This is a genomic window from Waterburya agarophytonicola KI4 (genome assembly GCF_020640915.1).
In the GTDB taxonomy this organism is placed as follows: Bacteria; Cyanobacteriota; Cyanobacteriia; order Cyanobacteriales; family Xenococcaceae; genus Waterburya; species Waterburya agarophytonicola.
Map to the genome: position 1 here is coordinate 23,837 of NZ_JADWDC010000019.1, position 24,641 is coordinate 48,477.

23 protein-coding genes are annotated in these 24,641 nt (G+C 39.8%); 15 read left to right on the forward strand and 8 right to left on the reverse strand.

Annotated features, from left to right (window positions below):
• Window positions 1-53 precede the first annotated feature (53 nt).
• The 4 genes from I4641_RS09710 to I4641_RS09725 all read left to right on the forward strand — a co-directional run bounded on the left by I4641_RS09710 (window position 54) and on the right by I4641_RS09725 (window position 4,360).
• Window positions 54-1,667, forward strand: coding sequence for an NAD(P)H-quinone oxidoreductase subunit 4 (locus tag I4641_RS09710; RefSeq protein ID WP_229640311.1), 1,614 nt, complete (start codon window positions 54-56; stop codon window positions 1,665-1,667).
• A gap of 244 nt (window positions 1,668-1,911) precedes the next feature.
• Entirely contained in the window at window positions 1,912-2,565 is a 654-nt protein-coding gene (locus I4641_RS09715; RefSeq protein ID WP_229640312.1) for an NAD(P)H-dependent oxidoreductase, read from the forward strand.
• A gap of 183 nt (window positions 2,566-2,748) precedes the next feature.
• Entirely contained in the window at window positions 2,749-3,840 is a 1,092-nt protein-coding gene (locus I4641_RS09720; protein WP_229640313.1) for a class I SAM-dependent methyltransferase, read from the forward strand.
• A 133-nt stretch (window positions 3,841-3,973) separates the two neighbouring features.
• Window positions 3,974-4,360 (forward strand): hypothetical protein, encoded by a 387-nt coding sequence (locus I4641_RS09725; protein ID WP_229640315.1) that lies wholly within the window; start codon window positions 3,974-3,976, stop codon window positions 4,358-4,360.
• A 9-nt stretch (window positions 4,361-4,369) separates the two neighbouring features.
• On the opposite strand, the gene I4641_RS09730 is transcribed toward I4641_RS09725, so the two are convergent.
• The 7 genes from I4641_RS09730 to psaC all read right to left on the reverse strand — a co-directional run bounded on the left by I4641_RS09730 (window position 4,370) and on the right by psaC (window position 12,396).
• On the reverse strand, window positions 4,370-4,813 hold the full coding sequence (locus I4641_RS09730; protein ID WP_229640316.1) for a hypothetical protein: 444 nt from the start codon (window positions 4,811-4,813) through the stop codon (window positions 4,370-4,372).
• A 247-nt stretch (window positions 4,814-5,060) separates the two neighbouring features.
• Window positions 5,061-7,088: a transketolase gene (gene tkt / locus I4641_RS09735; RefSeq protein ID WP_229640317.1), complete on the reverse strand. Its 2,028-nt coding sequence runs from the start codon at window positions 7,086-7,088 to the stop codon at window positions 5,061-5,063.
• A 274-nt stretch (window positions 7,089-7,362) separates the two neighbouring features.
• Window positions 7,363-8,613 (reverse strand): beta-ketoacyl-ACP synthase II, encoded by a 1,251-nt coding sequence (fabF, locus tag I4641_RS09740; RefSeq protein ID WP_229640318.1) that lies wholly within the window; start codon window positions 8,611-8,613, stop codon window positions 7,363-7,365.
• A 242-nt stretch (window positions 8,614-8,855) separates the two neighbouring features.
• On the reverse strand, window positions 8,856-9,104 hold the full coding sequence (gene acpP, locus I4641_RS09745) for an acyl carrier protein (protein ID WP_229640323.1): 249 nt from the start codon (window positions 9,102-9,104) through the stop codon (window positions 8,856-8,858).
• 400 nt (window positions 9,105-9,504) lie between these two features.
• Window positions 9,505-10,053 carry a hypothetical protein gene (locus I4641_RS09750; RefSeq protein WP_229640324.1) on the reverse strand — a complete coding sequence of 183 codons (549 nt, stop codon included), beginning with the start codon at window positions 10,051-10,053 and terminating at the stop codon, window positions 9,505-9,507.
• Window positions 10,054-10,413: 360 nt separating this feature from the next.
• Window positions 10,414-11,781, reverse strand: coding sequence for an NAD-dependent succinate-semialdehyde dehydrogenase (locus I4641_RS09755; RefSeq protein WP_229640325.1), 1,368 nt, complete (start codon window positions 11,779-11,781; stop codon window positions 10,414-10,416).
• A 369-nt stretch (window positions 11,782-12,150) separates the two neighbouring features.
• On the reverse strand, window positions 12,151-12,396 hold the full coding sequence (psaC, locus tag I4641_RS09760) for a photosystem I iron-sulfur center protein PsaC (RefSeq protein WP_006515950.1): 246 nt from the start codon (window positions 12,394-12,396) through the stop codon (window positions 12,151-12,153).
• 244 nt (window positions 12,397-12,640) lie between these two features.
• Between psaC and I4641_RS09765 the strand changes: the two genes are divergently transcribed.
• A complete protein-coding gene (locus tag I4641_RS09765) occupies window positions 12,641-13,096 on the forward strand; it encodes a J domain-containing protein (RefSeq protein ID WP_229640326.1) in 456 nt (151 codons plus the stop codon).
• Window positions 13,097-13,167: 71 nt separating this feature from the next.
• Here I4641_RS09765 and rpoD read toward each other — a convergent pair whose 3' ends face one another.
• Window positions 13,168-14,289 carry an RNA polymerase sigma factor RpoD gene (gene rpoD, locus I4641_RS09770; RefSeq protein ID WP_229640327.1) on the reverse strand — a complete coding sequence of 374 codons (1,122 nt, stop codon included), beginning with the start codon at window positions 14,287-14,289 and terminating at the stop codon, window positions 13,168-13,170.
• 527 nt (window positions 14,290-14,816) lie between these two features.
• On the opposite strand from rpoD, the gene I4641_RS09775 reads away from it, so the two are divergent.
• The 10 genes from I4641_RS09775 (at window position 14,817) to I4641_RS09820 (ending at window position 24,602) form a co-directional block, all read left to right on the forward strand.
• Window positions 14,817-15,656 carry a DUF4382 domain-containing protein gene (locus tag I4641_RS09775; protein WP_229640328.1) on the forward strand — a complete coding sequence of 280 codons (840 nt, stop codon included), beginning with the start codon at window positions 14,817-14,819 and terminating at the stop codon, window positions 15,654-15,656.
• A gap of 90 nt (window positions 15,657-15,746) precedes the next feature.
• Entirely contained in the window at window positions 15,747-16,211 is a 465-nt protein-coding gene (locus tag I4641_RS09780) for a DUF4198 domain-containing protein (protein ID WP_229640329.1), read from the forward strand.
• A gap of 22 nt (window positions 16,212-16,233) precedes the next feature.
• A complete protein-coding gene (cbiM, locus tag I4641_RS09785; RefSeq protein ID WP_229640330.1) occupies window positions 16,234-16,908 on the forward strand; it encodes a cobalt transporter CbiM in 675 nt (224 codons plus the stop codon).
• An 8-nt stretch (window positions 16,909-16,916) separates the two neighbouring features.
• A complete protein-coding gene (gene cbiQ, locus I4641_RS09790; protein ID WP_229640331.1) occupies window positions 16,917-17,702 on the forward strand; it encodes a cobalt ECF transporter T component CbiQ in 786 nt (261 codons plus the stop codon).
• 58 nt (window positions 17,703-17,760) lie between these two features.
• A complete protein-coding gene (locus I4641_RS09795) occupies window positions 17,761-18,525 on the forward strand; it encodes an energy-coupling factor ABC transporter ATP-binding protein (protein ID WP_229640332.1) in 765 nt (254 codons plus the stop codon).
• Window positions 18,526-18,563: 38 nt separating this feature from the next.
• Window positions 18,564-19,640, forward strand: a complete 1,077-nt coding sequence (locus I4641_RS09800) for a RuBisCO accumulation factor 1 (RefSeq protein ID WP_229640333.1) — start codon at window positions 18,564-18,566, stop codon at window positions 19,638-19,640.
• Window positions 19,641-19,665: 25 nt separating this feature from the next.
• Window positions 19,666-21,675: an excinuclease ABC subunit UvrB gene (gene uvrB, locus I4641_RS09805; protein ID WP_229640335.1), complete on the forward strand. Its 2,010-nt coding sequence runs from the start codon at window positions 19,666-19,668 to the stop codon at window positions 21,673-21,675.
• Between the two features lie 15 nt (window positions 21,676-21,690).
• A complete protein-coding gene (gene deoC, locus I4641_RS09810) occupies window positions 21,691-22,365 on the forward strand; it encodes a deoxyribose-phosphate aldolase (RefSeq protein ID WP_229640338.1) in 675 nt (224 codons plus the stop codon).
• Window positions 22,366-22,397: 32 nt separating this feature from the next.
• The gene (recO, locus tag I4641_RS09815; protein WP_229640339.1) at window positions 22,398-23,249 is read left to right on the forward strand and encodes a DNA repair protein RecO; all 852 of its coding nucleotides are present in this window, start codon (window positions 22,398-22,400) and stop codon (window positions 23,247-23,249) included.
• A 12-nt stretch (window positions 23,250-23,261) separates the two neighbouring features.
• The gene (locus I4641_RS09820) at window positions 23,262-24,602 is read left to right on the forward strand and encodes an MFS transporter (protein WP_229640340.1); all 1,341 of its coding nucleotides are present in this window, start codon (window positions 23,262-23,264) and stop codon (window positions 24,600-24,602) included.
• Window positions 24,603-24,641: the final 39 nt, after the last annotated feature.

Here is a 24,641-nt window from a genome sequence, read left to right on the forward strand (position 1 = left end):
TTTTACAAAACTTAATACAATAGGGAAAGAAGTAATAAGTATATGTGCTTAAAATGGAAACTTTTCAAATACCCTGGTTAACAGCCACAATTGTTTTACCTTTAATAGCTGCGATCGCAATTCCCCTCATTCCTGATAAAGAGGGCAAAACAGTCCGTTTATATGCCTTGTGTGTAGGATTAGCCAATTTAACCTTAATGGTTTACGGATTTTGGAAAAATTACAGTTTTAGCAATACAGACTTTCAACTACAAGAGACATATACTTGGATTGCCCAACTAGGTTTAAACTGGTCGGTAGGTGTTGATGGTTTATCGATGCCATTAATTCTGCTATCGGGTTTAGTTACTACCTTGGCAATTCTGGCTTCTTGGAAAGTAGACCGCAAACCCAAACTTTATTACGCTTTAATTTTAGTTTTATATAGCGCGCAGATTGGCGTATTTGCCGCACAAGATTTATTATTATTCTTCTTGATGTGGGAAATCGAATTAGTCCCTGTTTATCTTTTGATTTCTATCTGGGGTGGTAAAAAACGTCTTTATGCAGCAACCAAGTTTATTCTATATACTGCCTTAGCATCAATCTTTATCCTAGTGGCAGGTTTAGCTTTAGCATTCTATGGCGACAATTTAACTTTTAACATAGCGGAACTAGGATTAAAAGACTATCCTTTATCTTTAGAATTATTAGCCTACGTCGGATTCTTAATTGCTTTCGGTGTCAAACTACCAATCTTTCCCCTCCATACCTGGTTGCCCGATGCCCACAGTCAAGCTTCCGCACCAGTTTCGATGATTTTGGCTGGTGTACTGCTAAAAATGGGTGGATATGGCTTAATTCGCTTCAATATTGAAATACTGCCCCACGCTCACATCAAATTTGCTCCTTTATTAGTAATTCTGGGGGTAATTAATATTGTTTACGGTGCATTCACTGCATTTGCCCAAACCAACCTCAAACGTCGCCTCGCATCTTCCTCCATCTCTCATATGGGTTTTGTCCTGATTGGAATTGCTTCCTTTACAGATTTAGGTCTCAATGGAGCAATGTTACAGATGTTGTCCCACGGTTTAATTGCTGCTTCCTTATTCTTCCTCTCGGGTGCAACCTACGATCGCACTCATACCCTAATGATGGACGAAATGGGTGGTATGGCGAAAACAATGCCCAAAACATTTGCCATGTTTACAACAGGTGCAATGGCTTCTTTGGCTTTACCTGGAATGAGTGGTTTTGTAGGGGAGTTAACCATCTTTTTGGGAATTGCTACCAGCGATGTCTACAGCCAAACATTTAAAGTGGGAATCGTCTTTTTAACTGCGGTGGGTTTAATTTTAACTCCCATCTATCTACTATCGATGTTGCGCGAAGTGTTTTATGGAGAAAGTAAAGTCGATTTTAAAATAGATCGCTTTCAAGCAGATGCTCAACCCCGCGAGATATTTATCGCGACCTGTTTGTTACTGCCCGTAATTGGGATCGGTTTGTATCCCAAGATAGCGACTACTACTTATGATTTCAAAACAACCGAAATCGCTTCTAAAACTCGTGCAGCTTTGCCTGTAATCGTCCAACAGCAAACCAATAATAACGATCGTGCTTTTATCTCTGCTTTACCAACGTCAGGGGATCTAGCAATCTTAACTGCACCCCAACTACCATAGGGTAATATTTTTCTCAAACACATGACTTAAAATCTTCTTTACAAGTCCCGCACTATATTGTCAGTAGTGTGGGACTTTTTTCAGCAATCTATTTTTGCAGCGATCGCGAGTGGGGCAACTATAGGATTAGGTGCTGTATCAGTCAAACGTTAGAAGCGTCCAGTATCTTTGATTGTTTTTGCTGCCTCTTCTTTATTTATATTTTAAACTAACTCTAGATAAACCAATTTGATACCTCAAAACTATGAGCGATGCACCCTTGAGTCCAGAACAAGTCTTAGAACAACTCCATTGGCGTTATGCTACCAAGAAATTCGATCCGAGTAAAAAAATTAGCGATGCTAATTGGAAAACCCTAGAGCAAAGTCTGGTTTTGTCTCCTTCGTCTTTTGGTTTACAACCTTGGCAGTTTTTCGTCGTCCGCAATCCTGAAATACGTCAGCAACTTTTAGAACATTCTTGGGGACAAACACCCGTAGTCAATGCTTCTCATTTAGTAGTATTTGCGATTAAAAAAGATCTCAATAATAGTGATGTCGATCGCTATATTGCCAGAATGGCAGAAGTACAGCAAGTACCAATAGAAAATTTGGCAGGCTTTAGTAAAGTAGTCAAAGGTTTTCTCAGCAATCCTGATTTTGATATAAATCATTGGGCGGCAAAGCAAGTCTATATTGCTTTGGGCTTTTTTATGACTTGTGCGGCAATGCTAGAAATTGATGCTCTACCTATGGAAGGTTTTGTTCCCGCTAAATACGATGAAGTTTTGGGTTTAGCTGAGAAAGGATATCAATCCGTAGTATTATGTCCTGCGGGATATCGCGCTGATGATGATAAATATGCCAACAGTCCTAAAGTGCGTTTCCCTACCGAACAGATAGTACAGTATTTAGATTAATTCATTTGGGCGACTGATAATTTTCTCGGACTACTTGCTTAAAAGTAGTCTTTTTTTTATTGACGTTTATTTTATCGAGACAAACTTACTATACTTAATATAAGTAGATAAAACACAATAAAACTTAATTTTACTGTCAGTTATTCATCATCTGACCTATTGCAATCATTTCTATCAATATTCATGCAATCAACTCCCAATCTAGACCAATTTATTCCCGAAGAACTAACTAGAATAGCCTATCAAGGCTTTCAAGAAAGCAAAAAAGCATTTGGCTTTCTACACAAACAAATAAGCGATCGCTTGACCAATACAATTGTCCCAGAACAAGCCACAAAAAGTAAGCCTCTTTCTCCCGAAGTATTTGAAAAGCTCCAAGTACGACTAAAATCTTTAGAAGAAAAAGACTGGCAAGATGCTCAAAATGGAGTTTATCCTAGTAGCTTGTTGTTCGATAATCCTTGGTCTGACTTTTTTCGCTATTATCCTGAGTTATGCTTGGATATGGTGAAAATTTGGGATCGTCTACAAAAGAAAGAATTTCAAAAATTTGATAATGCGATCGATCGCACGGGCTATCCTGACTACTATCTGCAAAACTTTCACTACCAGACAGATGGTTACTTAAGCGATATGTCTGCCAATCTCTACGATTTGCAAGTAGAAATTCTCTTTAATGGCGCAGCAGACGCGATGCGCCGTCGCATACTCGCACCTCTAAAACAAGGATTACAGGCTTTTGCCAGCTTACCTCCCCAGCAAATCAAAGTGCTAGATATAGCTTGTGGTACGGGACGCACCCTACGGATGATTCGAGGTACTTTACCCCAAGTAGCTTTGTTTGGTACAGATTTATCTCCCGCTTATCTACGCAAAGCCAATCAAGTGCTGTCTGAGATACCAGGAGAATTGCCCCAACTACTGCAAACTAATGCAGAATCATTACCCTACCAGGATAACTATTTTCATGGATTAACTTCGGTCTTTTTGTTCCATGAATTACCAGCATCCGCAAGACAAGCAGTAATTAACGAAGCATTCCGCGTTTTGCAGCCTGGAGGTGTATTAGCAATTTGTGATTCCATACAAGCAACAGATTCCCCTGATTTCCAGGAGATGATGAACAACTTTCCCTCTATTTTCCACGAACCTTATTATCGTCACTATACTACTGATAGTCTTGAAGAACGTCTAAGGCAAGCAGGATTTATCAATCTTCAGGTTGAAAACCATTTCGTTAGCAAATACTGGACTGCATATAAACCAGTGGTTTAGAAAGACAAAACAACACCAAAAACAAATCGCAGTTACATTTCAATTAATACGAAGTGTAGCTGTGTTCCTCTTTTTAATCGAAAGTTAAACTAAAATTAGAAGACAAAATACAGTAGATAAACGATAAATAACAGTGAATGAGCGTTTCAATAAACTACGCCAATACAATACTTCTGGTCTTGGTTGTTGGGTAAGCTTAATTATCTTTGCCCTAATTGTCGGTAAAATTGGTTTGGGAGGAGTAGTGAGTGGCTTTTTGATTCTGATCGCCCTTTTCTTTCTCGTCCCCGTAATTGGTTTTTGGGGCTTTCAATGGTGGCTCAAACAAAAAATAACTCAAGCTCAATGTCCCGTATGTGAGTATGAATTTACTGGACTAAAAAACACTGAATTTAATTGCCCCAGTTGTGGAGAAAGCCTACGGGTAGAAGGTGATCGCTTTACCCGTATGACACCGCCTGGAACTATAGATGTAGATGCCGTGGAAGTATCAGTACAGCGGATTGAAGAAGAAAACTAAATTCCTAAATCAATTATCAGTAGAAATATCTAGCACAAACTGATGTTGTTGACCCGAGCGATCTCCTACATAAATATCATAGTTGCCTTCTTCCCAAACCCCTGAGATTTCTGGTTTTAAGCCCGAAATTTCATCTCCCAAGACACAAAAACTATCCCCAGAATTGGGACCTAATACCAATAATGTAGGTTGACCTCCATCAGATTGTACTGTTAAACGCATATAGTCAACTCTTTGGTTTAACTTCATTTGATGGTTGGGGCGAGAAGCAATAAAACCGCATCCTTGGCTGTCAATTGAACCTCCAGATTGACCTTTAATGATACTATCCCCTTCTGCCAAAGTTGCCTGAGGATAAATTGATAATATTGCTAGGTATAAAATCAAGGTATTGATAATTTTTAACTGAGATGAGTAAACTTTTCGTAAAGTTGAAAGATTAAATACTGTCATTATAATTACGAGTTTAATTAGTTTGAAGAATACGAATAAAACTAGCTATAAATTAAAGAATAAGTATATGAATCAATTGTATTAAACTAAAAGACGTATTTACACGAATGTTGTTCCACTTAGACAAGAGTCATATTTAAGTATTTTTAGCTAGAAGAAAAATCACAGATAAAATATTTTTATAAAAAAAGCCCTGCAATAAAACAGGACTGTTGTTTGTTTGACAAGTTATTTATCGACCAAATAATTAACCAATTACTTCTTTCGCTTTTGCAACTACGTTATCAACGCTGAAGCCGAATTTTTCCAAACATATTGCACCAGGAGCAGAAGCACCAAAGCGTTCGATACTTACCGAGCCACCTTCAAAGCCGACATATTTCTCCCAACCAAAGCTAGTGCCAGCTTCAACAGATAAGCGTTTGCCAGCAACTTTAGGTAATACGGAGTCTTGATAAGCTTCATCTTGAGCTTCAAATACTTCCCAGGAAGGCATGGAAACAACGCGAACCTTTTTACCTTCGGCGATTAGTTTTTCCGCAGCACCAGCACAAAGCTGTAGTTCGCTACCAGTACCAATTAAGATAATATCCAATTCTTCAGGAGCAAAACCACAGGAAAGAATATAACCACCTTTAGTCGCCTTTTCTATAGAGCTTCCTTTTAAGTTAGGCAAGCCTTGGCGAGAGAATGCCATTAAAGTAGATTCGTTGTTCTTCGCTTTGGCGATCGCAACTTTATATGCTGCTGAAACTTCGTTACCATCAGCAGGACGATATACGGTTAGATTGGGAATAGCTCTTAAAGAAGCTATAGTTTCTATGGGCTGGTGTGTGGGCCCATCTTCACCCTGTCCAATGGAGTCGTGAGTCATTACCCAGATTGCGCCTACTTCAGAAAGAGCAGATAAACGAATGGCAGCACGCATATAATCGGTGAAGATTAAGAAGGTTGCACCGTAAGGGATTAATCCAGAACGGTGTAAGGACATACCGTTACAAATTGCACCCATCGCGTGTTCTCTTACACCAAAATGAACGTTACGGTTTTGGTATGCTCCTTTTTGGAAGTCACCATAGCCTTTTAGTTCTGTTAGGTTGGAGTGAGTTAAATCCGCAGATCCACCAATTAATTCGGGGAGTACGGGGGCTAATTTGTTAAGACAAGTTTCGGAATGTTTGCGAGTTGCTAGAGCTTTATCTTCGGGAGTGTAAGAAGGTAATACGTCCGCCCAACCATCAGGGAGCTTTCCGCTTAGATAGCGTTCAAATTCTGCGCCTTCATCAGCATACTTAGCTTTATAGTCAGCTAATGCTTTATTCCATTCTTCTTCTTGGCTAGCACCACGCTCGACTGCTTTTCTCATGTGGTTGAGGGCTTCGTCGGGAACTTCAAAAGGCTCATAAGTCCAGCCTAGGTTTTCACGAGTTAGTTTGATTTCATCTGCACCAAGAGCAGCACCGTGAATACCAGCGGTGTCTTGTTTGTTAGGCGCACCATAACCAATGGTAGTAGTTACCTTGATCATTGTAGGCTTGTCAGTAACAGACTTTGCCTCTTCAATTGCTTTAGAGATCGCTTCTAAATCTGTGTTTCCGTCTTCTACATGAAGTACGTGCCAACCATAGGATTCAAAACGTTGAGAAACGTCTTCGGTGAAGGCTACATCAGTTGAACCATCAATAGAGATGTGGTTATCGTCATAAAGAGCAATTAGTTTGCCTAGTCCTTGGTGTCCAGCAAAGGAAGCAGCTTCGCCAGAAATACCTTCCATGTTACAACCGTCCCCTAAAATCACATAGGTATAATGATCGACGATGGTAGCATCGGGTTTGTTGAATTTAGCAGCTAAGTGAGCTTCAGCTAGAGCCAAACCAACACCATTAGCAATACCTTGACCCAAAGGCCCTGTAGTTACTTCAATACCATCGGTAACAAAGTTTTCGGGGTGTCCTGCGGTGCTAGAACCCCACTGACGGAATTGCTGAATATCTTCAATGGATACGCTATCAAAGCCAGCAAGATACATTAAAGCGTATTGCAGCATCGAACCGTGACCAGCAGAAAGCACAAAGCGATCGCGATTGAACCACTTGGTGTTTTTGGGATTAAACTTCATGAACTTATCCCACAGCACAAATGCCATTGGGGCAGCTCCCATAGGTAGCCCTGGGTGTCCAGATTTAGCTTTTTCTATTGCTTCTATTGCTAAAAAACGAATTGAATTTATACAAAGTTCTTCAACTGATTTGCTTGATTGGGTGGCAACTACCATATTCGTTATATAAATAAACTACGATAAAACAAAATTTGAACCAGCTTCGATCACACCTAGAAGAAGTAAGTAAGTTTTCTAAACTATTTCTTTAATAAGCCGTCTTCTCTCCTATCTTCTCATCCTAAATGCGGCTCTAGCAAGTTCTCTTATTTTTTGTGGGACAAACAATTTTTCATCATCCTATTATGATGATGTATTATTTATCAAATTATTAGGGGACAAAACTACTATTTCTCTCTAATAAATAGTATTGAGAAAATTAGCTATATTTTTAACCGTACTTTTTAAAGGCTAGAGTAACATTGTGACCGCCAAAACCAAAGGAATTTGATAAGGCTACGTTTACCTGATGCTCGCGACTGCTATTAGCAATGTAATCTAGGTCACACTCATCATCGGGATTCGCCAGATTGATTGTAGGCGGCACTTTATTATGTTGAATTGCCATGACTGTAGCTACCGCTTCAATACCTCCCGATCCTCCTAGTAAATGACCCGTCATGGACTTAGTGGAACTGACTACAATTTCTTTGGCTCTGTGTCCCAAAGCCTTTTTGATTGCTTGGGTTTCGTTGGAGTCATTGGCTTGGGTGCTAGTACCGTGAGCGTTGATATAATCTACTTCGTCTGGGGTTATTTCGCCGTCAGCTAAAGCTAATTCGATCGCCTTGGCTGCGCCTTGACCTCCTGGTACGGGAGAGGTCATATGATAAGCATCGCAGGTCATGCCGTAGCCTACAATTTCAGCGTAAATTTTTGCTCCACGAGAGAGAGCGTGTTCTAGTTCCTCTAGAAAAAGGATACCCGAACCTTCTCCCATCACAAATCCATCGCGGTCGCGATCGAATGGTCTACTCGCGTTTTGAGGGGCATCATTGCGCGTTGAGAGAGCTTTTGCCGAACAAAAACCTGCAAAAGAAAGGGGGGTAACTGCTGCTTCTGCACCGCCACAGATCATGGCATCTGCATAGCCTCCTTGAACGAGACGAAAGGCATCGCCGATGGCGTGAGAGCCTGCTGCACAGGCAGTTACCGTACAAGAATTTGGTCCTTTTGCTCCAGTATGAATTGCCGTTAATCCTGCTGCCATGTTGGAAATCATCATGGGGATGGTAAACGGGCTAACTTTTCTTGGTCCTTTGGTGAGTAGGTTTTCGTTCTGGTCTTCCATTACTTTTAGACCTCCTACCCCAGTACCAATTAGCACTCCTACTCGATCAGCATTGAGATCGTCAATGACAAACTTAGCATCTGCGATCGCCTGCTTACTGGCACATACGCCAAATTGAGCAAAACGATCCATTCGCTTGGCATCTTTTTTATCTAGATATTGATGGGGATCGAAATCCTTGACCTCCGCAGCAATTTGACAAGCATGTTTTGAGGCGTCAAATAGGGTTACGGAGCCTACCCCATTACGCCCTTGCAATAGCCCATCCCAATATTCTGCTAAATTATTACCGATGGGAGTAATCGCACCTAAGCCTGTAATTACGACCCGTTTGTTTTGCCTATTTGTCATATTCGCTCGCCTTACATTCTTGTCTGCTAATATCTGTTTGAGGCTGCTGTGGGAGTGTTTTTTCCTATAGGATAACTATCTTATATGATGCAGCAAGGTAGCCTATTTTCTCACAGAGACTAAACCAATCGTTTTTCAAGATAAATTTTAAAGTTTGAATTGTAACTGTCAACAACTAGTTTAGTCTTGTTATCTAGCAGCCATCATCAACTCGAATAAAATTAACAATTTACGAAATTAAGTTATGCAGCTGCCCCTGTTTCTTCACTAATATGCTCCACTGCCTTACCTACTGTGTCTATTTGCTCGGCCTTTTCATCAGGAATTTCAATATCAAATTCTTCTTCTAAAGCCATGACTAATTCTACTGTATCTAAAGAATCAGCACCTAAGTCATTAGCAAAACTTGCTTCTGGTGTTACTCGATCTGCCTCAACTTCTAGTTGATCGACTACGATACCTTTTACTTTTTCAAAAATTTCTTGGTTCATTGGTTTTTTCCATTAAATAACCCAATCTAATACGATAAACTTCTGTTTAATATAAATCGACAGGGTTGTTTTCTAATTAATGCTGGCTTAGTTTAAAAAGCGGCAACTTTTATCTTATCTGAAAGGGGGACAAAGTTATAACGAATGCTTCTTTAGGGTTGAAAAATCGAATGTTTGAGATAGGAATGAGCTTTTAGCCTACCGAAGGAAATCCTTTCGAGCTAAGCTCTAAGCCTTTGCCAGATTTTTCAGTCTCCTCAATCTCCTAAATCTCCTCAATCAAGATTGTAATAATTTTATTTACTCTAAAAATCTTTATTTCCAGGAATAAACGGAAGGTTACTTTATTCAAAATAATTCTTCCGTCTACAAAGATTGTCTATTAAATCAAGTTTGTTGACTAACCTCTAGGAGTTCTTGCTTTGCTAGCCATATCTTTAAATTTGTTTAAACTAGGACCAGGGCGACGACGATATTTAGTCACCGTAGGCATTAAGTTATCTGTTGCAAAGGTCTGTTCTGCTTTAGTACCGTCACTGTTAAGACCTGCTGAACCTTTGTTATTGTACATAGCAGCGACCCAAAACGGAGGCTCGAAAGATGATGCCCCCGAACTCTTTGGAGAAGACTTGGCTTTTTGTTGAGGTTGTTCGGTCTTGGTTTCTTGGCTCTTTTTGCTAGTTTTTTTACTTGATTTAGTCTTGGATTCGGTTTCGGTTGTGGTGGTAGATTGTACTTTATCTTGAACTACATTTTTAGCCTTTTCGGCAGTTTTGACTGCTTGTTCTACGGGTTTGGATTCGAGTATTTCTGTGGCTTTTTCTTGAACTACATCTTGAGCTTTTTCGGCAGTTTTAACTACTGCTTGTACGGGTTTTGATTCTCCTAATTCGTCTAATTCTAAATAGTATTTACTATCAGAATTAAATATTTTTTTGAGCATTTGCATAGCTTTAGTTGACTCCTACAAGTGATATATAAGGAAATGTTGTTACCAAAGATAATTAAGTATTGATAGTTTCTCTTTAAAAAAGTAAATACTTTACTAGAAAACTTAGAGATCGGCTTTCCAGAAAAACTAGGCTTCAGTTACACCTTTATTTAGATATTTAGAGATTGGGATCTAGGTTGACGATCTCCTGCTCTATTGAGGTACTGAGAACGGGAAAACACCAACTTAAAAAATTATTAGCTATCCTTATCAAGCCAGAAAACTAAAGTTATCGCAATCATACGTCACAAAAATTAATCAAAAAATCTCTTTACTAGCTTGTTACTGGGGAATTTTATTGAAAAAAGTTAAGAGTACTCATTTAATCCAGACAGTTTTGATATTGACAAACTCATGAATTCCTTGACTGCTCAATTCTCTGCCATAGCCCGAACGCTTTATTCCCCCAAAAGGCAAGCGAGGATCGGACTTAACCATGCCGTTAATAAATACTGCTCCTGCTTCAATTTCATTAATTAGGCGATCGCTTTCCTCTGGGTTACTTGTCCAAGCACTAGCACCCAAGCCAAAAGGAATATTATTAGCTAAAGCGATCGCCCCATCGAGATCTTTTACTCTAAATAACAATGCTACTGGCCCAAAAAACTCTTCTTGAGCAGTGGGAGAGTTAAGGGGAATATCCTTTAAAATAGTAGGCTGATAGTAGTTACCAGGACGGTCTGTAATAGGTTCTCCGCCAATTAAAATCTTTGCCCCTTGAGCGACGGCATTTTTAACTTGTTGGTCTAATTCCGAGCGAATTGTAGAGGTAGCTAAGGGCCCGATATCCGTATTTTCATCCATCGGATCGCCAATGGTTAACTCTTGGAATTTTGCTATTAAGAGAGATTCAAAGCGATCAGCAATAATATCTTGAACGATAAAGCGTTTTGCTGCAATACAAGATTGACCGTTGTTAAGCATTCTAGCTTTAACTCCAATATCAACCGCCTCTTCAAGATCTGCGCTGGCTAAAACAATAAAAGGATCGCTACCGCCCAATTCCAAAACTACTTTTTTGATTTGTTGTCCTGCAACGGAGGCTAAAGCCATTCCTGCTGGTTCGCTTCCTGTTAGGGTTGCTGCCTTGACGCGATCGTCTTCGACAATTGCTTTTACTTGACTCGCGCCAATTAATAAAGTTTGAAATGCGCCTTCGGGAAAACCAGCTTGAGTCAGAATATCTGCGATCGCCAAGGCACATTGAGGCACATTAGAAGCATGTTTGAGAATGCCTACGTTACCTGCCATCAATGCGGGGGCTGCAAAGCGAAATACCTGCCAAAACGGAAAATTCCAAGGCATTACAGCCAAGATTATTCCCAGGGGTTGATAAGCAACATAACTATGGCTAGCATCGCTTTCAAGGGAAAGATTAGCCAAAAATTCGGGGGCTTGTTTGGCATAAAAACGACAGACGAGGGCGCATTTTTTTACTTCGGCGATCGCGCTTTGATAAGTTTTCCCCATTTCTGTTGTCATTATTTGGGCGAACTTAGCCGTATCTTTTTCTAAAATATCCGCTGCTTTGTTTAACCACTCACCTCGTCGGGTAAAAGTAGTCTGACGATACTCCTGATAGGTTGATTCTGCCAAAGCAAGTTTAGACTCAATTTGATCATCAGTCAGGGGGGAGAAAGTCTTCAGAGTCTCTCCTGTAGAGGGATTAATAGTTGCGATCGCCATGATTCTGGTAGTGTTTTGAATGGTTAGGACACAAGAGCTATTAGCTTAAAAGTAGCAAATATTTTAATATAATCGCGTAATTTGCCATTCTAGTATCGGAAATATTTTAAAAAATAGTGTATTTAAAAAAATAGTGTCGCCGAATTCCCAAACTATACTAAAAAAAAAGCATAGCTATCAGAAGTATGACGACACATTTACTAGCTGCAAGCCTTTCCCTATAAACCTCAAGCCAATTTATATTCAACTAAAAATATTTATTTTTAATAAATAAATAAGTGTTATAAAAAATGCACCGCTTTCAAGAATAAAATTTTATCTATAAAAGCGAAGCAAGAGCAAGGGAGCAAGGGAGCTTAAAGCTTTAAATTAATAAGCAAGACCCATACTACGAGTAGTTTCCGCACCAAGATAGACGCGGATACTCAAGAAGTCGGTAGGACAAGCTGTTTCACAACGCTTGCATCCTACACAATCTTCTGTACGGGGAGAAGAGGCAATTTGACCAGCTTTACAGCCGTCCCAAGGTACCATCTCCAATACGTCTGTAGGACACGCTCTAACGCATTGAGTACACCCAATGCAAGTATCATAAATTTTGACGCTATGGGACATTAGAATATAAGCTCCAACTGCGAATGAATGTTATTGTTTTTAGTATTCTAGATAGAATCAAGGGCTAGTTTACCCTATGCCTTATTCTCACTCGGCAAAAGACGAGATAACTTTAAATTCTGTAACAACCAAGTCTAATTAGCTCGCTATTTTGTTGATTAAGTTTAATATTTCTTAAACAAAGTACTTATTTAGTAGTTAGTTGTTCTGTTAGGTAGGATAACTGTAGTAATCACTAGTAGTTATGGTGGATTTTAATAATAGACAAAGATCGCAAACCCTTCCTCCTGAAACTAGGCTGGTCAATAGCTATTATGGTTTGATGGATTTGCATCCTTCAGCGTCGACGATCGCCATTCGTCGAGCATATCGTCAGCTAAGTAAGAAATATCATCCAGATACTACCAAGCTGCCTCCTAATGTTGCAGTAGGTAAGTTTCAGAGATTAAATGAAGCCTATGCAGTTTTGAGTAGTCCTGAGGCGCGATCGCTTTACGATCTAAAGATTGGTTATTCTAGAGTGAATGTAATTCAAGCACCAAGTTGGTCTGATTCAGAAGAAAAACAATATTCTAGAACTGCCTACCTCGATCCTACGGATCGCCCCCTCTCTTCTGGGGAAATATTTATGTTGGTATTATTGGCTTTAACTTTTGCAGGTTGCTTGGTGTTGGTAGTAGTAGTTTCTTATTTTCGTTAAAAAAGAAAAAAGGATTGGCATTAACTCTGCCAATCCTCGATTATCTATCTCTAGTTAGATTTGTTTTATTTTTAACGGATATATTCTTTTAAGATACTGTTACGGTTGGGGTGGCGCAGTTTACGCAGTGCTTTTGCTTCAATTTGGCGGATGCGTTCGCGAGTGACATTGAAAATCTGCCCGATTTCTTCTAATGTTTTCATGCGACCATCATCTAAACCGTAACGCAAGCGTAGAACATCCCGTTCCCGAGGACTTAGAGTATCTAGCACGCTTTCTAGATCTTCTCTGAGCAAGCTTTTGGATACTTGATCCTCTGGGGTTTCGCCATCAGCTTCGATAAAATCACCCAAGCGAGAGTCTTCTTCTTTACCAATAGGAGTTTCTAAGGAAATTGGTAATTGAGCCGATTTAGCGATAAATCTGAGCTTCTCAATGGTCATTTCCATGCGAGTTGCAATCTCTTCTTCTGTAGGCTTGCGTCCTCGCTCTTGAGAAAGTAATTTAGTAGTTTTTTTAATGCGAGAAATAGTTTCATAGAGGTGAACGGGGAGGCGAATAGTACGAGACTGATCGGCGATCGCTCTGGTAATTGCCTGTCTGATCCACCAAGTTGCATAGGTAGAGAATTTATAACCTTTTTCGTGGTCGAATTTTTCTGCTGCTCTGATTAAGCCCAAAGAGCCTTCTTGAATCAAATCTTGGAATGATAAACCGCGATTCATATATTTTTTAGCAATAGATACAACCAAACGGAGGTTAGATTGCACCATCTTGTCTTTTGCTCGTCTACCAATAAACAAACGTCGGCGGAATTTGCCATATTCCATATCGACTTCTCTTGCCCACTCTTCATCAGTAGCTTCTCTACCCAAACCATCTTCTAAGCTATCTTTCAGTCTTTCTAGTTCCAAAAGATCGGCAATTTGACGGGCTAGTTCAATCTCTTCTTCTGCTCTTAACAGTCGAATGCGACCAATTTCTTGGAGATAAATACGAATAGAATCTTCTGTATAGGGTTTTTTTCTACCACGCTCGACACGCTTAGTGCCAGTGGCTTTTTTCTTCTTCCCTTTAGCTGCTGGTTTTAAGTCAACATCGTCTTGATTTTTTTTGGTATCTTCTTCGATTAGGCTCTCCCAATCGTTTCCAGGATTGGCGATTGTTGCTAGAACTTGATTAGCTTGGGTCATGCCGTTTTCCTCTTGCTCCTTCAGTGAAAATTTAATGATATTTATTTTAGTTAACTGTTTTAGTTCGTTGGAACTAGCTAGATTGTGTCCGATTACACCTTGTTTTACTCTTAGTTACTTTGTATTGCTTGTCGGTTAACAAACAACCTCAGTAACTGTTTAGTCTTAATCAAGACTGGGATCGGAGTGAGTGTTATTAACTAGAGTTGCGCAATTATTTCTCGATTTTAGCCTCGATCTGAATAACTTAGGTGAAGATTGGACTCGAATTAAAGGAAAAATTCTCTCTAAACATAAAGAAATCACAAAGTTTCCCTTATTTTTTACCCCTATGGCATTGTAAGCAATTTGACGGCAAATAACACGGATTGGCTTTTTCTTCTAGAAAAATGTCTGGTAAATATTATTGACATAATGACCAAATATGCCCAAAAAACACTACATAATCCCCTATAGGGGGATTGAAAAAAGGTGACAAAATTCATTATTACTAAAGAAAGGCAAAAAATCTAGGATTTAATTTTTTCATGAATAGAATTTCTCTACTCCTTTGTGGAATTACTTTGGGTTCAGTAATTTTAACTAGTAGCAGTCACAAAAACAGTAATAAAATTATGGCTGCAACGACAGAAGAGAATACCTTAGCACTAGTGGCTAATGGCGAAGATTTTGTTAGGCAAGGTTTTACCAGTAAAGATGGTTGGGAAATAAATTTCGACCGCGTATATGTAAACTTTAGTAATGCTGTTGCTTATTCTACTAAATCGTCTTTTGAACCCCAAAAAGGAGACACCAAAAAGAGCATTGACTATCAAAATAAAGTAGATTTTTTAACCGAGGCACAGACAACAGATCTGGCAGCGGGAAATGGAGAAGCCAAGCCTATTTTAGTTAGTGAAGTGGAGGTTAATACAGGTTTTTATAATGCTTTGAGTTGGAAATTGGACACGGCTGGGGGAGATAGTGCGATCGCAGGAAAAACGATCGCTTTGATTGGTAAAGCAGTAAAAGACGGACAAACGATTAATTTCGATCTGGGTTTTAATAATCCAACTGAATATATCTGCGGCGAATTTGTTGGGGACGAGCGTCAGGGAATTGTGACAGCAGATAGCCCAGGGCAAGTAGAAGCAACATTGCATTTCGATCACATTTTTGGCGATCTCGATACCCCCCCAGAGGAAGCTCTCAACCAAGATGCTTTAGGATTTGAACCCATAGCGAAATTGGCTAGTAATGGTACGGTCAATTTAGACGATACAGACTTGGCAAGTCAACTATCCCCCAAAGATTATCAAAAATTAACTAAAGCGATCGCTGGATTGGGTCATGTGGGAGAAGGACATTGCGTTATCAACCAACAATAACCAACGACCAATTATTGAGAAAATTAGGAGAAAAGCAATTAGTCTTCCAGGCAAATCTTACAATTTTTATTATTGTCCCTACAGTGATTTATGAATAGGTTTTACTTTTTGTTTGCTTTGTCACTGGCGATCGCAGTACCGAAGCAAGTTTTAGCTCACGGAGCAAATATTGAATATCAAGAAACCGAGGCTATTACTATTCAGGCAAAATATGATGACGGTAAGCCCATGGCAGATGCTCAGGTGGTAATTTATGCTCCTAGCGATCGCGCTAATCCTTGGTCAAAGGGAACAACCGATAAGTCTGGTAGTTTTACCTTTGTTCCCAATACCGATCCCGAAAATATTGGTGATTGGGATATCAAAGTGCGTCAATCTGGACATGGAGATATTACCAGTATTCCCATAAAAGATGGCAAATTAGCCGTCAATCAGATGAATACGGGTTCTCTTGGTGCTGATTATACCTCCGCTCAAAAATTAGTTATGGCTGCTGCGGTGGGGTGGGGTTTTATTGGTACAGGTTTGTTTTTTGCCCGCTCTAAGTCGAAGTAAATAGATTATTTTTGGTTAATTAATGCATATCCCCGATGGTTTTCTTCCCCCAAATATATGTCTTGCTGGCTATGCCTTAACTGGCGGAGTTACTTGGTATTCTCTACGAGAGATAAAACGGGACAATTATACACAAGCGAATATTCCCAAGGCTTCTTTATTAACCGCTGCTTTCTTTGTAGCTTCTCTGATTCATATCCCCATCCCTCCCACTAGCGTTCACTTGATTTTTAACGGTTTGATGGGTGCAGTGTTGGGTTTTTATGCTTTTCCTGCAATTTTAATTGGCTTGTTTTTTCAAGCAGTTATGTTTCAACACGGGGGAATGTCGACTTTGGGGGTGAATGCGATCGTTATAGGTGCGCCCGCGATCGCAGCACACCTGATCTTTAAGCAACGCGATAAGCTACCCTTGGCTTCGGATCGCTTTCTTCGCAAGAAGCAAGCTGTAACCAAAATCTTATCTTTTGCTGCTGGTGCGGGAGCATTATTACTATCAGCGACAATGTTCGCTGTGTTGCTAGTAACTAATATCTCTCCAGATATGGATGTAAACGCGGAAAGGACAGCTATTTTAATCTCAATGGGTAGTTATGCCATACAAGCAGCGATCGAAGGTGTATTTTGCGTAATGCTGATTTCTTTCCTCGAACAAGTAAAACCTGAATTGTTGCGATCGTCATCAAATAATTACTGACTTATTCAATGAAATTAGCACTAGATCGTTATGCTTATTTAGATTCTCCTCTCCATCGTTGGCAGCAGGGATATAAATTAATTGGCTTGTTGAGTTTGATTTTTGCCTTTGCCTTCGTGCAAAACATCTGGCTATTGCCAATAATGGTAACTATTACGGGAATTTTGTTTATTCTTTCAGAAATCCCTGTGTCATTTTTGATGACGCGGTTGCGCTATCCTAGCTGGTTTATCTTGGCGGTAATTATTTTGCTGCCCTTTGTATCGGGAGAAACCCCTCTGGTGCAATGGGGCTATGTAGCTATCAAAGAAGAAGGATGTTGGCAAGCACTATTAGTTTCGGTGCGTTTTTTCTGTATTTTAACCGTGAGCTTGGTGTTGTTTGGCACTGCTCCCTTTTTGAATAGTATTAAGGCAATGCGATCGCTTGGTTTACCCAGAGTAATTGTCGACATGACTCTCTTGTCATATCGCTATCTAGAGGAATTGGGCGAAATGCTGACTACTATGCAGCGAGCCATGAAATTGAGAGGATTTCAACCCAAAAAAATGACTCGTCGCAATTTAAAGGTGTTTTCTCAGTTGACTGGGAGTATCTTGATCAGGAGTTACGAACGCTCCTTGAGGATTTATCAAGCAATGATTTTACGGGGTTATGGAAGTCAGGTAAATGCCGAGGGGAAAAAGCAATTCAATTTCAGTCAAAGCGATCGCCATAGTCTGGTGGCAACCCTGATAACGTCGATCGCTGCTCTATTTTTGGTAATACTGCAAATACTGTTACCAAGCTTTTGAATTTTGTTTGGGCTTCTTGTCCGAACTTTATAATTACTACTCTGGGTTTTAAAAATAAATGAACGACTTAGTACAAACTGCAAATCAGCTATCTTTAAAAACTAAAGCAATTTCCATAAGTAATTTATGTTTTAGTTATGGCAAGGAAAGATCGATTCTCACCGACATTAATCTAGATATTAGTGCGGGGGAGACAGTTGGTTTGATTGGAGCCAATGGTGCGGGGAAAACTAGTCTGTTTTTGACTATATGTGGCATTCTGCAATCTACCTATGGTGAAGTACGATTATTCGATCGCCTTATTCAAGCAGGACAATTTAATCCCGAAATTGGCTTGGTATTTCAAAATCCAGACGATCAGTTATTTTGCCCCACAGTACGAGATGATATTGCTTTTGGCTTGGAAAATATCGAACTATCTCCCGAAGAAGTAGAAACTAGAATTAATGCTGCTTTATCTTTGACGGGGGTGACTCATTTAGCAGATCGCATTTCTCATCAACTTTCTGGAGGAGAAAAATGTATGGTGGCGATCGCTGCTGTCTTGGCTATGTTACCCCAAGTGGTACTTTACGACGAGCCTAGTGCTAATTTAGACTTGAGAGCCAGACGAAGATTAATTAAGTTTCTTCAAGCTTCCCACGAGACTATAATTGTTTCTTCCCACGATCTAGAATTGATCATTGAAGTATGCGATCGCGTAGTGTTGCTCAACCAAGGAAGAATTATCGCCGATGGTATTCCCGAAGAGATTATGAGAAATGAATCTTTAATGGAAGCAAATGGATTAGAAGTACCCCATTCTTTGACTCACGAGGGTTAAGAATCATAGAAATCAGTCATAAGAAGCAAAGCAGAGATATGAGTAGTATTCCACAGGATAGTAAAGACAAGATCTCAGAAGCCGAAGTACAGGAGATGATGCGATCGCTGTTGCACAAGGAAGGTACTTGGGTAGAATGGGGCAAAACCTGTCAAAAGCTACAAAAAGCAGGATATAGTACCCTGAAAATTTTTGAAGATACGGGATTTCAAAATAGCCAGCAGAATCAAGTGATTGTGGCTTCTCAGGTTTTTAATAACTTGATAGATGAAGGAGTAGCACCAGAAGTCTTAGATTATTTTAAAGGACCTCGTAGCGACGTATTATATGAATTTCGCTTGCTCAACCAAAAACAAAGAGTAGATGCTGCTATTTTGGCTTATAAAAAGCGGTTGAACATTGATGGGGCGCACTTGGTAACTAAGGCAATGAGAGATGTTTCGCGGATGTCTCAGTTACCCGAATCCTTTATGAATCACCCAGGAGATTGGGTGGCATATCTATCTTGGAAAAGAGCAAAAAGTCAAAAAGATCTGCAACAGCGATCGCGTTTAATCGCTCAAGGTTTAAAATTTGCTCATTCTGAAAGTGCCAGAAATGCGATCGAAAAACTGTTAAGTGACTTCAGTGTCTCCAAAGCTGTTTCCGAACCTCTATTGCCCCTCTATCGTTTGGAAACGGAGGAAGAATTACCTCGCATTGTTCCTTTAGCTGGTAGTTATCCTCTCAATAGCCAAGAAATAGCAGCGGTAAATCAAGTAGAAATTCAGCAACCTTTTGGTAATATAACTGCCAAAGATGGTAGTTACGTACCAGTTCCTGGTTGGCAGGTAGTTCTTAAAGCCCAAGATCCCGTTACTTACTTTTGTAAAAGCGATCGCTTACCCAAATCCTTATCGGGTAGGGTGGAAGAGGTATTGATTATGTTGGATCGTGCCAGCACTACTTGGGATGTTAATAGTTATTTTGTGGTAGAAAGAGGCGGTAAGCTAGAAATTTGCTGGTTTGAAACCGAACCCACAGAAACAATCGTCGGACAACTAGTATTAATTCTTCGTCCCAAGAAAATATTAGATGAAGGTAATTTAACCGAACCTTGGCAAATGGACGATTAAATTAAAGATATTAGAAAGATAATTAATGAGCTTGTTTAATTTACATTCACCCTTTGAACCCCAAGGGGATCAACCAAGTGCGATCGCCCAATTGACGGAATTTCTACAAGCAAATAATCGTTTCCAGACTTTATTAGGTGCAACGGGTACGGGTAAAACTTTTTCCATTGCTAATGTAATTCAAAATGTCCAGAAGCCGACTTTAGTTTTGGCCCATAATAAAACTTTAGCAGCACAATTATGTAATGAGTTGAGACAATTTTTTCCTGACAATGCAGTGGAATATTTTGTTAGTTATTATGACTACTATCAACCAGAGGCATATATTCCCGTCAGCGATACTTATATTGAGAAAACTGCCTCCATCAACGACGAAATAGATATGTTGCGCCACTCAGCAACGCGATCGCTTTTTGAACGCAAAGATGTAATTGTTGTGGCATCAATTAGTTGTATTTATGGTTTGGGAATGCCCGCCGAATATCTTAAAGCTGCCGTACCTTTAGAATTGGGGATGGAAATAGATCAACGAGAATTGTTGCGGGACTTGGTAACAGTACAATATTCTCGTAATGATATCGAACTAGAACGGGGTCGGTTTAGGGTCAAAGGAGATGTGTTAGAGATTGTTCCTGCTTACGAAGATCGGATAATTCGGATTGAATTTTTTGGCGATGAAATAGAAGCTTTGCGCTATGTAGATCCCGTGACGGGAGAAGTTTTACATAGTATGAATAATATTAGTATTTATCCCGCCCGTCACTTTGTTACGCCCCAAGAAAGATTGGAATCTGCTTGTTTGAATATTAAACAAGAATTGGAAGAACGTTTAATTGAATTAGAAACTAATAATAAACTATTAGAAGCCCAAAGATTAGAACAAAGATGTCGTTACGATCTCGAACTATTACAAGAGGTTGGTTATTGTAATGGGGTAGAAAATTATTCCCGACATCTAGCAGGAAAAAATCCAGGAGATGCACCAGAATGTTTGGTCGATTATTTCCCCGATGATTGGTTATTGGTCATCGATGAATCCCACGTTAGCGTACCTCAATTAAGAGGGATGTATAATGGCGATCGCGCCCGCAAAAAAACCTTAATCGAACATGGTTTTAGATTGCCTTCTGCTGCGGACAATCGTCCTTTACAAGCCGATGAATTTTGGCAGAAAGTAAATCAATGTATCTTTGTTTCTGCTACTCCTGCAAAATGGGAATTAGAACAGTCAGAAGATAGAATCGCCCAACAAATTATTCGCCCGACAGGAGTGATCGATCCCGAAATATTAGTTCGTCCTACTGACGGACAAGTCGACGATTTATTAGGAGAAATTCGCACCAGAACAATTAAAGAAGAGCGAGTTTTAATTACTACCCTGACGAAAAAGATGGCAGAAGATCTGAGTGAATATTTTGCCGAACGAGATGTTAAGGTGCAGTATCTACATTCAGAAATCAAATCGATTGAAAGAATAGAAATCTTGCAATCTTTAAGAAAAGGAGAGTTTGATGTTTTAATTGGGGTTAATTTATTGCGAGAAGGTTTGGATTTGCCCGAGGTATCTTTGGTGGCAATTCTTGATGCCGATAAAGAAGGATTCTTGCGATCGGAAAGTTCGATTATTCAAACTATTGGTCGGGCTGCTAGACACATTCAAGGACAGGCTATTTTATATGCCGATAACTTAACTAAAAGTATGGCAAGGGCGATCGAAGAAACAGAAAGAAGGCGTAATATTCAGATTGCATATAACAAGATGCACGATATTACTCCTAAAGCAATTATTAAAAATGAAGAGAATTCGATTCTAGCTTTCTTGGATATATCCCGTCGTTTGAGTTCCGAACAACTAGAGGAAGTTTACGAAAAATCTTACGATCTCCCCCTCGAAAAAATTCCTGAATTAATTGAACAACTAGAAGCCAGAATGAAAGATGCAGCTAAAAATTTAGAATTTGAAGAGGCTGCTAAATATCGCGATCGCATTTTAAAATTACGGGATAAATTATTAGGAAGAAATAATATTAATTAATATAATCAAATTTTTATGCCCATCACCGACTTAAACATTGATATCGCTACCTATATCGATCATACCCTCCTCAAACCCAGTGCCATTCCCGACGAAATCAAAAAACTATGCCAGGATGCTTGGCAATATAACTTTCCCGCCGTCTGCGTCTATCCTGTTGCTGTCATACAAGCCAGGGAATTATTACACGACAAACAACCTAACCTCTGTACTGTGATTGGTTTTCCTAGCGGTGCTGTCACTTCCTCCGTCAAGCTCTATGAAGCTCAAGAAGTGGTAGAAAATGGTGCAACGGAGCTAGATGTAGTTATCAATCTTGGTTGGCTCAAATCGGGCAAAACGAAGCAAGTATATGAAGAAATAGCGCAAATCTGCTCGGAAACAGGGCAAGTAGTCAAAGCCATTCTCGAAACTACCGTCTTGACTAACGAAGAAAAAATACTAGCAGCAGAAATATGTATGGATGCGGGGGCAGCTTATCTTAAAACTAGTACTGGCTGGTTTGGCGGTGCTACGGTAGAAGATGTCGAAATATTAGCCAAAATTACCAAGGGACAAATTGGCATCAAAGCTTCTGGCGGAATTCGTACCTACGAACAAGCGATCGCTTTAATTCAGGCAGGAGCAACTCGTTTGGGAACTTCTCGCGGGGTGGATTTGTTGCGTCAACAAAGTGAGAGTATTAAGTAAATAGCAAATAATAAGTATTAGCTAAATAAACAATGAGCCAAAAATATAAAGCCAGAGGAATTATTTTAAAAGGCTCGTCGATTAAGGAAAACGATCGCTTGGTAACGATATTAACTCCCGAATATGGTCTAATTAGAGCCGTTGCACCAGGGGCAAAAAAGCATAAGTCCAGTTTGCGGGGAAGGACGCAATTATTTGTAATTAATGACTTGTTGATCATTAGAGGAAAATCTCTTGATAAGCTAATTCAAGCGGATACTGTCTATACCTACCCTGGCTTGAGTAAAGATCTGGGGAAACTAGCTTCCGCTCAATATTTAGCAGAATTGGCTTTATCTCTGGCAGTAGACGAGCAACCCCAACCAGAATTATATGAGTTGCTCAACGAACACCTCCGCAGAATAGAAAGTTGCGATCGCAACGAGTCGATCTATCCTTATTTATCTCAAGCCGTATTTCATTTAACGGCGATCGCAGGTTTATCTCCTCAAGTGTTTAATTGCTATCTAACTCAGACAGAGATCGAGCCTAATATGACTACTTTTGCCTGGGAGGTAGGCTTTAGTTTTGAAGGGGGAGGAATTCTCGATTTACAAGCATTTCAAGCAGCACGAGCAAAAGATAGAACTAATCGAGACGAAGATTTAGAAGCTCGTTATAACAACCGTCTGCCTAAAATTAATTATCGCCTTGGCGGGTTAGAATTAGATTTATTGCAACAATTAAATCGTAATGGATTGCCATCTCTAGAAAATTATTCAGATACAGATCTTGAAATAGCTTGGATTAGAGTTGAAAGAATTTTGCGAGAATATATCCAATATCATACGGGTAAGACGATTCGTTCGGCTAATCTAGTAGATAACCTATACGTTGAGTTTTAAAGTCAAAATATAATGCGACTGTCCGAATCAGAAACATCTTTAGAGCCAGAAAATATATTAGAACAGCCAGATTCTCAGGGGTTTGCTCCTGTATTTAAAAATAACCGCTTTCTGATTTTATGGGGCGGTCAAATATTTTCTCAATTAGCAGATAAAATCTATCTAGTATTGACCATTGCGATCGTCGCCAATCAATTTCAATTACCAGGTCAACCCATCAGTAAATGGGTATCTCCCATCACCATCGCCTTTACCATTCCTGCGGTTTTATTTGGTTCTTTGGCAGGAGTATATGTAGATCGTTGGCAAAAAAAATCTATTTTAGTTATCTCCAATTTAATCCGAGGTGTTTTGGTATTAGCATTACCTGCTGTATTGCTATTTTCTCAGGGCAAAACTATTTTAGACATTATTCCTCTGGGTTTTGGCTTGATGTTGGCTATTACCTTCGCCGTATCGACCTTTACACAGTTTTTTGCCCCCGCAGAACAAGCGGTAATTCCTTTAATTGTTGATGACTGCAACTTATTAGCTGCCAATTCCCTCTACACCACCACCATGATGGCATTACTAATTGTTGGCTTTGCCATTGGCGAACCACTGTTACATATTGCCGACAATCTCGGTTTGCAGGCAGGTTTAGGCAATGGAATTGGTAAAGAAATATTGGTCGGGGGAGCTTATGCGATCGCTGGGATTATTCTTCTCGCATTGCAAACAGGAGAAAAATTACAAGATTCTGAGAAGGAACAACCCCATCCTTGGCAAGATATTAAAGATGGCATCAAATATTTAGGGAAAAATCAGCGCGTCCGCAATGCTTTAATTCAGTTAGTTATCCTATTTTCGATCTTTGCAGCTTTGGTTATCCTCGCCGTAAGTATTGCCGATCGCATTCCTCAAATAGAAGCGGAGCAATTTGGCTTTTTGCTTGCAGCAGCAGGAGTTGGTATGGGAGCAAGCGCAGCTATCTTGGGTAGTAAAGGACAAAACATTAGTCGTTCCCGTTTGAGTCTGATCGGTTCAATTGGGGTGGCTGGATCTCTGACGGGATTGTCTTTCGCGACTCAAAACCTTTGGTTTGCTCTAGTTATGACAGTATTGTTGGGTGCATTTGCTGCTTTAGTCGGCGTACCCATGCAAACCACGATCCAATCCAAAACCCCTGTAGAAATGAGGGGTAAAGTATTTGGCTTGCAAAATAATGCCGTGAATATTGCTTTATCTTTACCTTTGGTGCTAGCAGCAGAAGCCGAGACTCGCTTTGGATTACCCTTAGTTATCTTAGGCTTAGCGGCGATCGCCCTCTTGGGAGGAGTCTTAACTTGGTACATGATGCGAAATGAAGATTAGTAACTCTTGGTTACTGGTTATTCCGATAACTGGTAACTG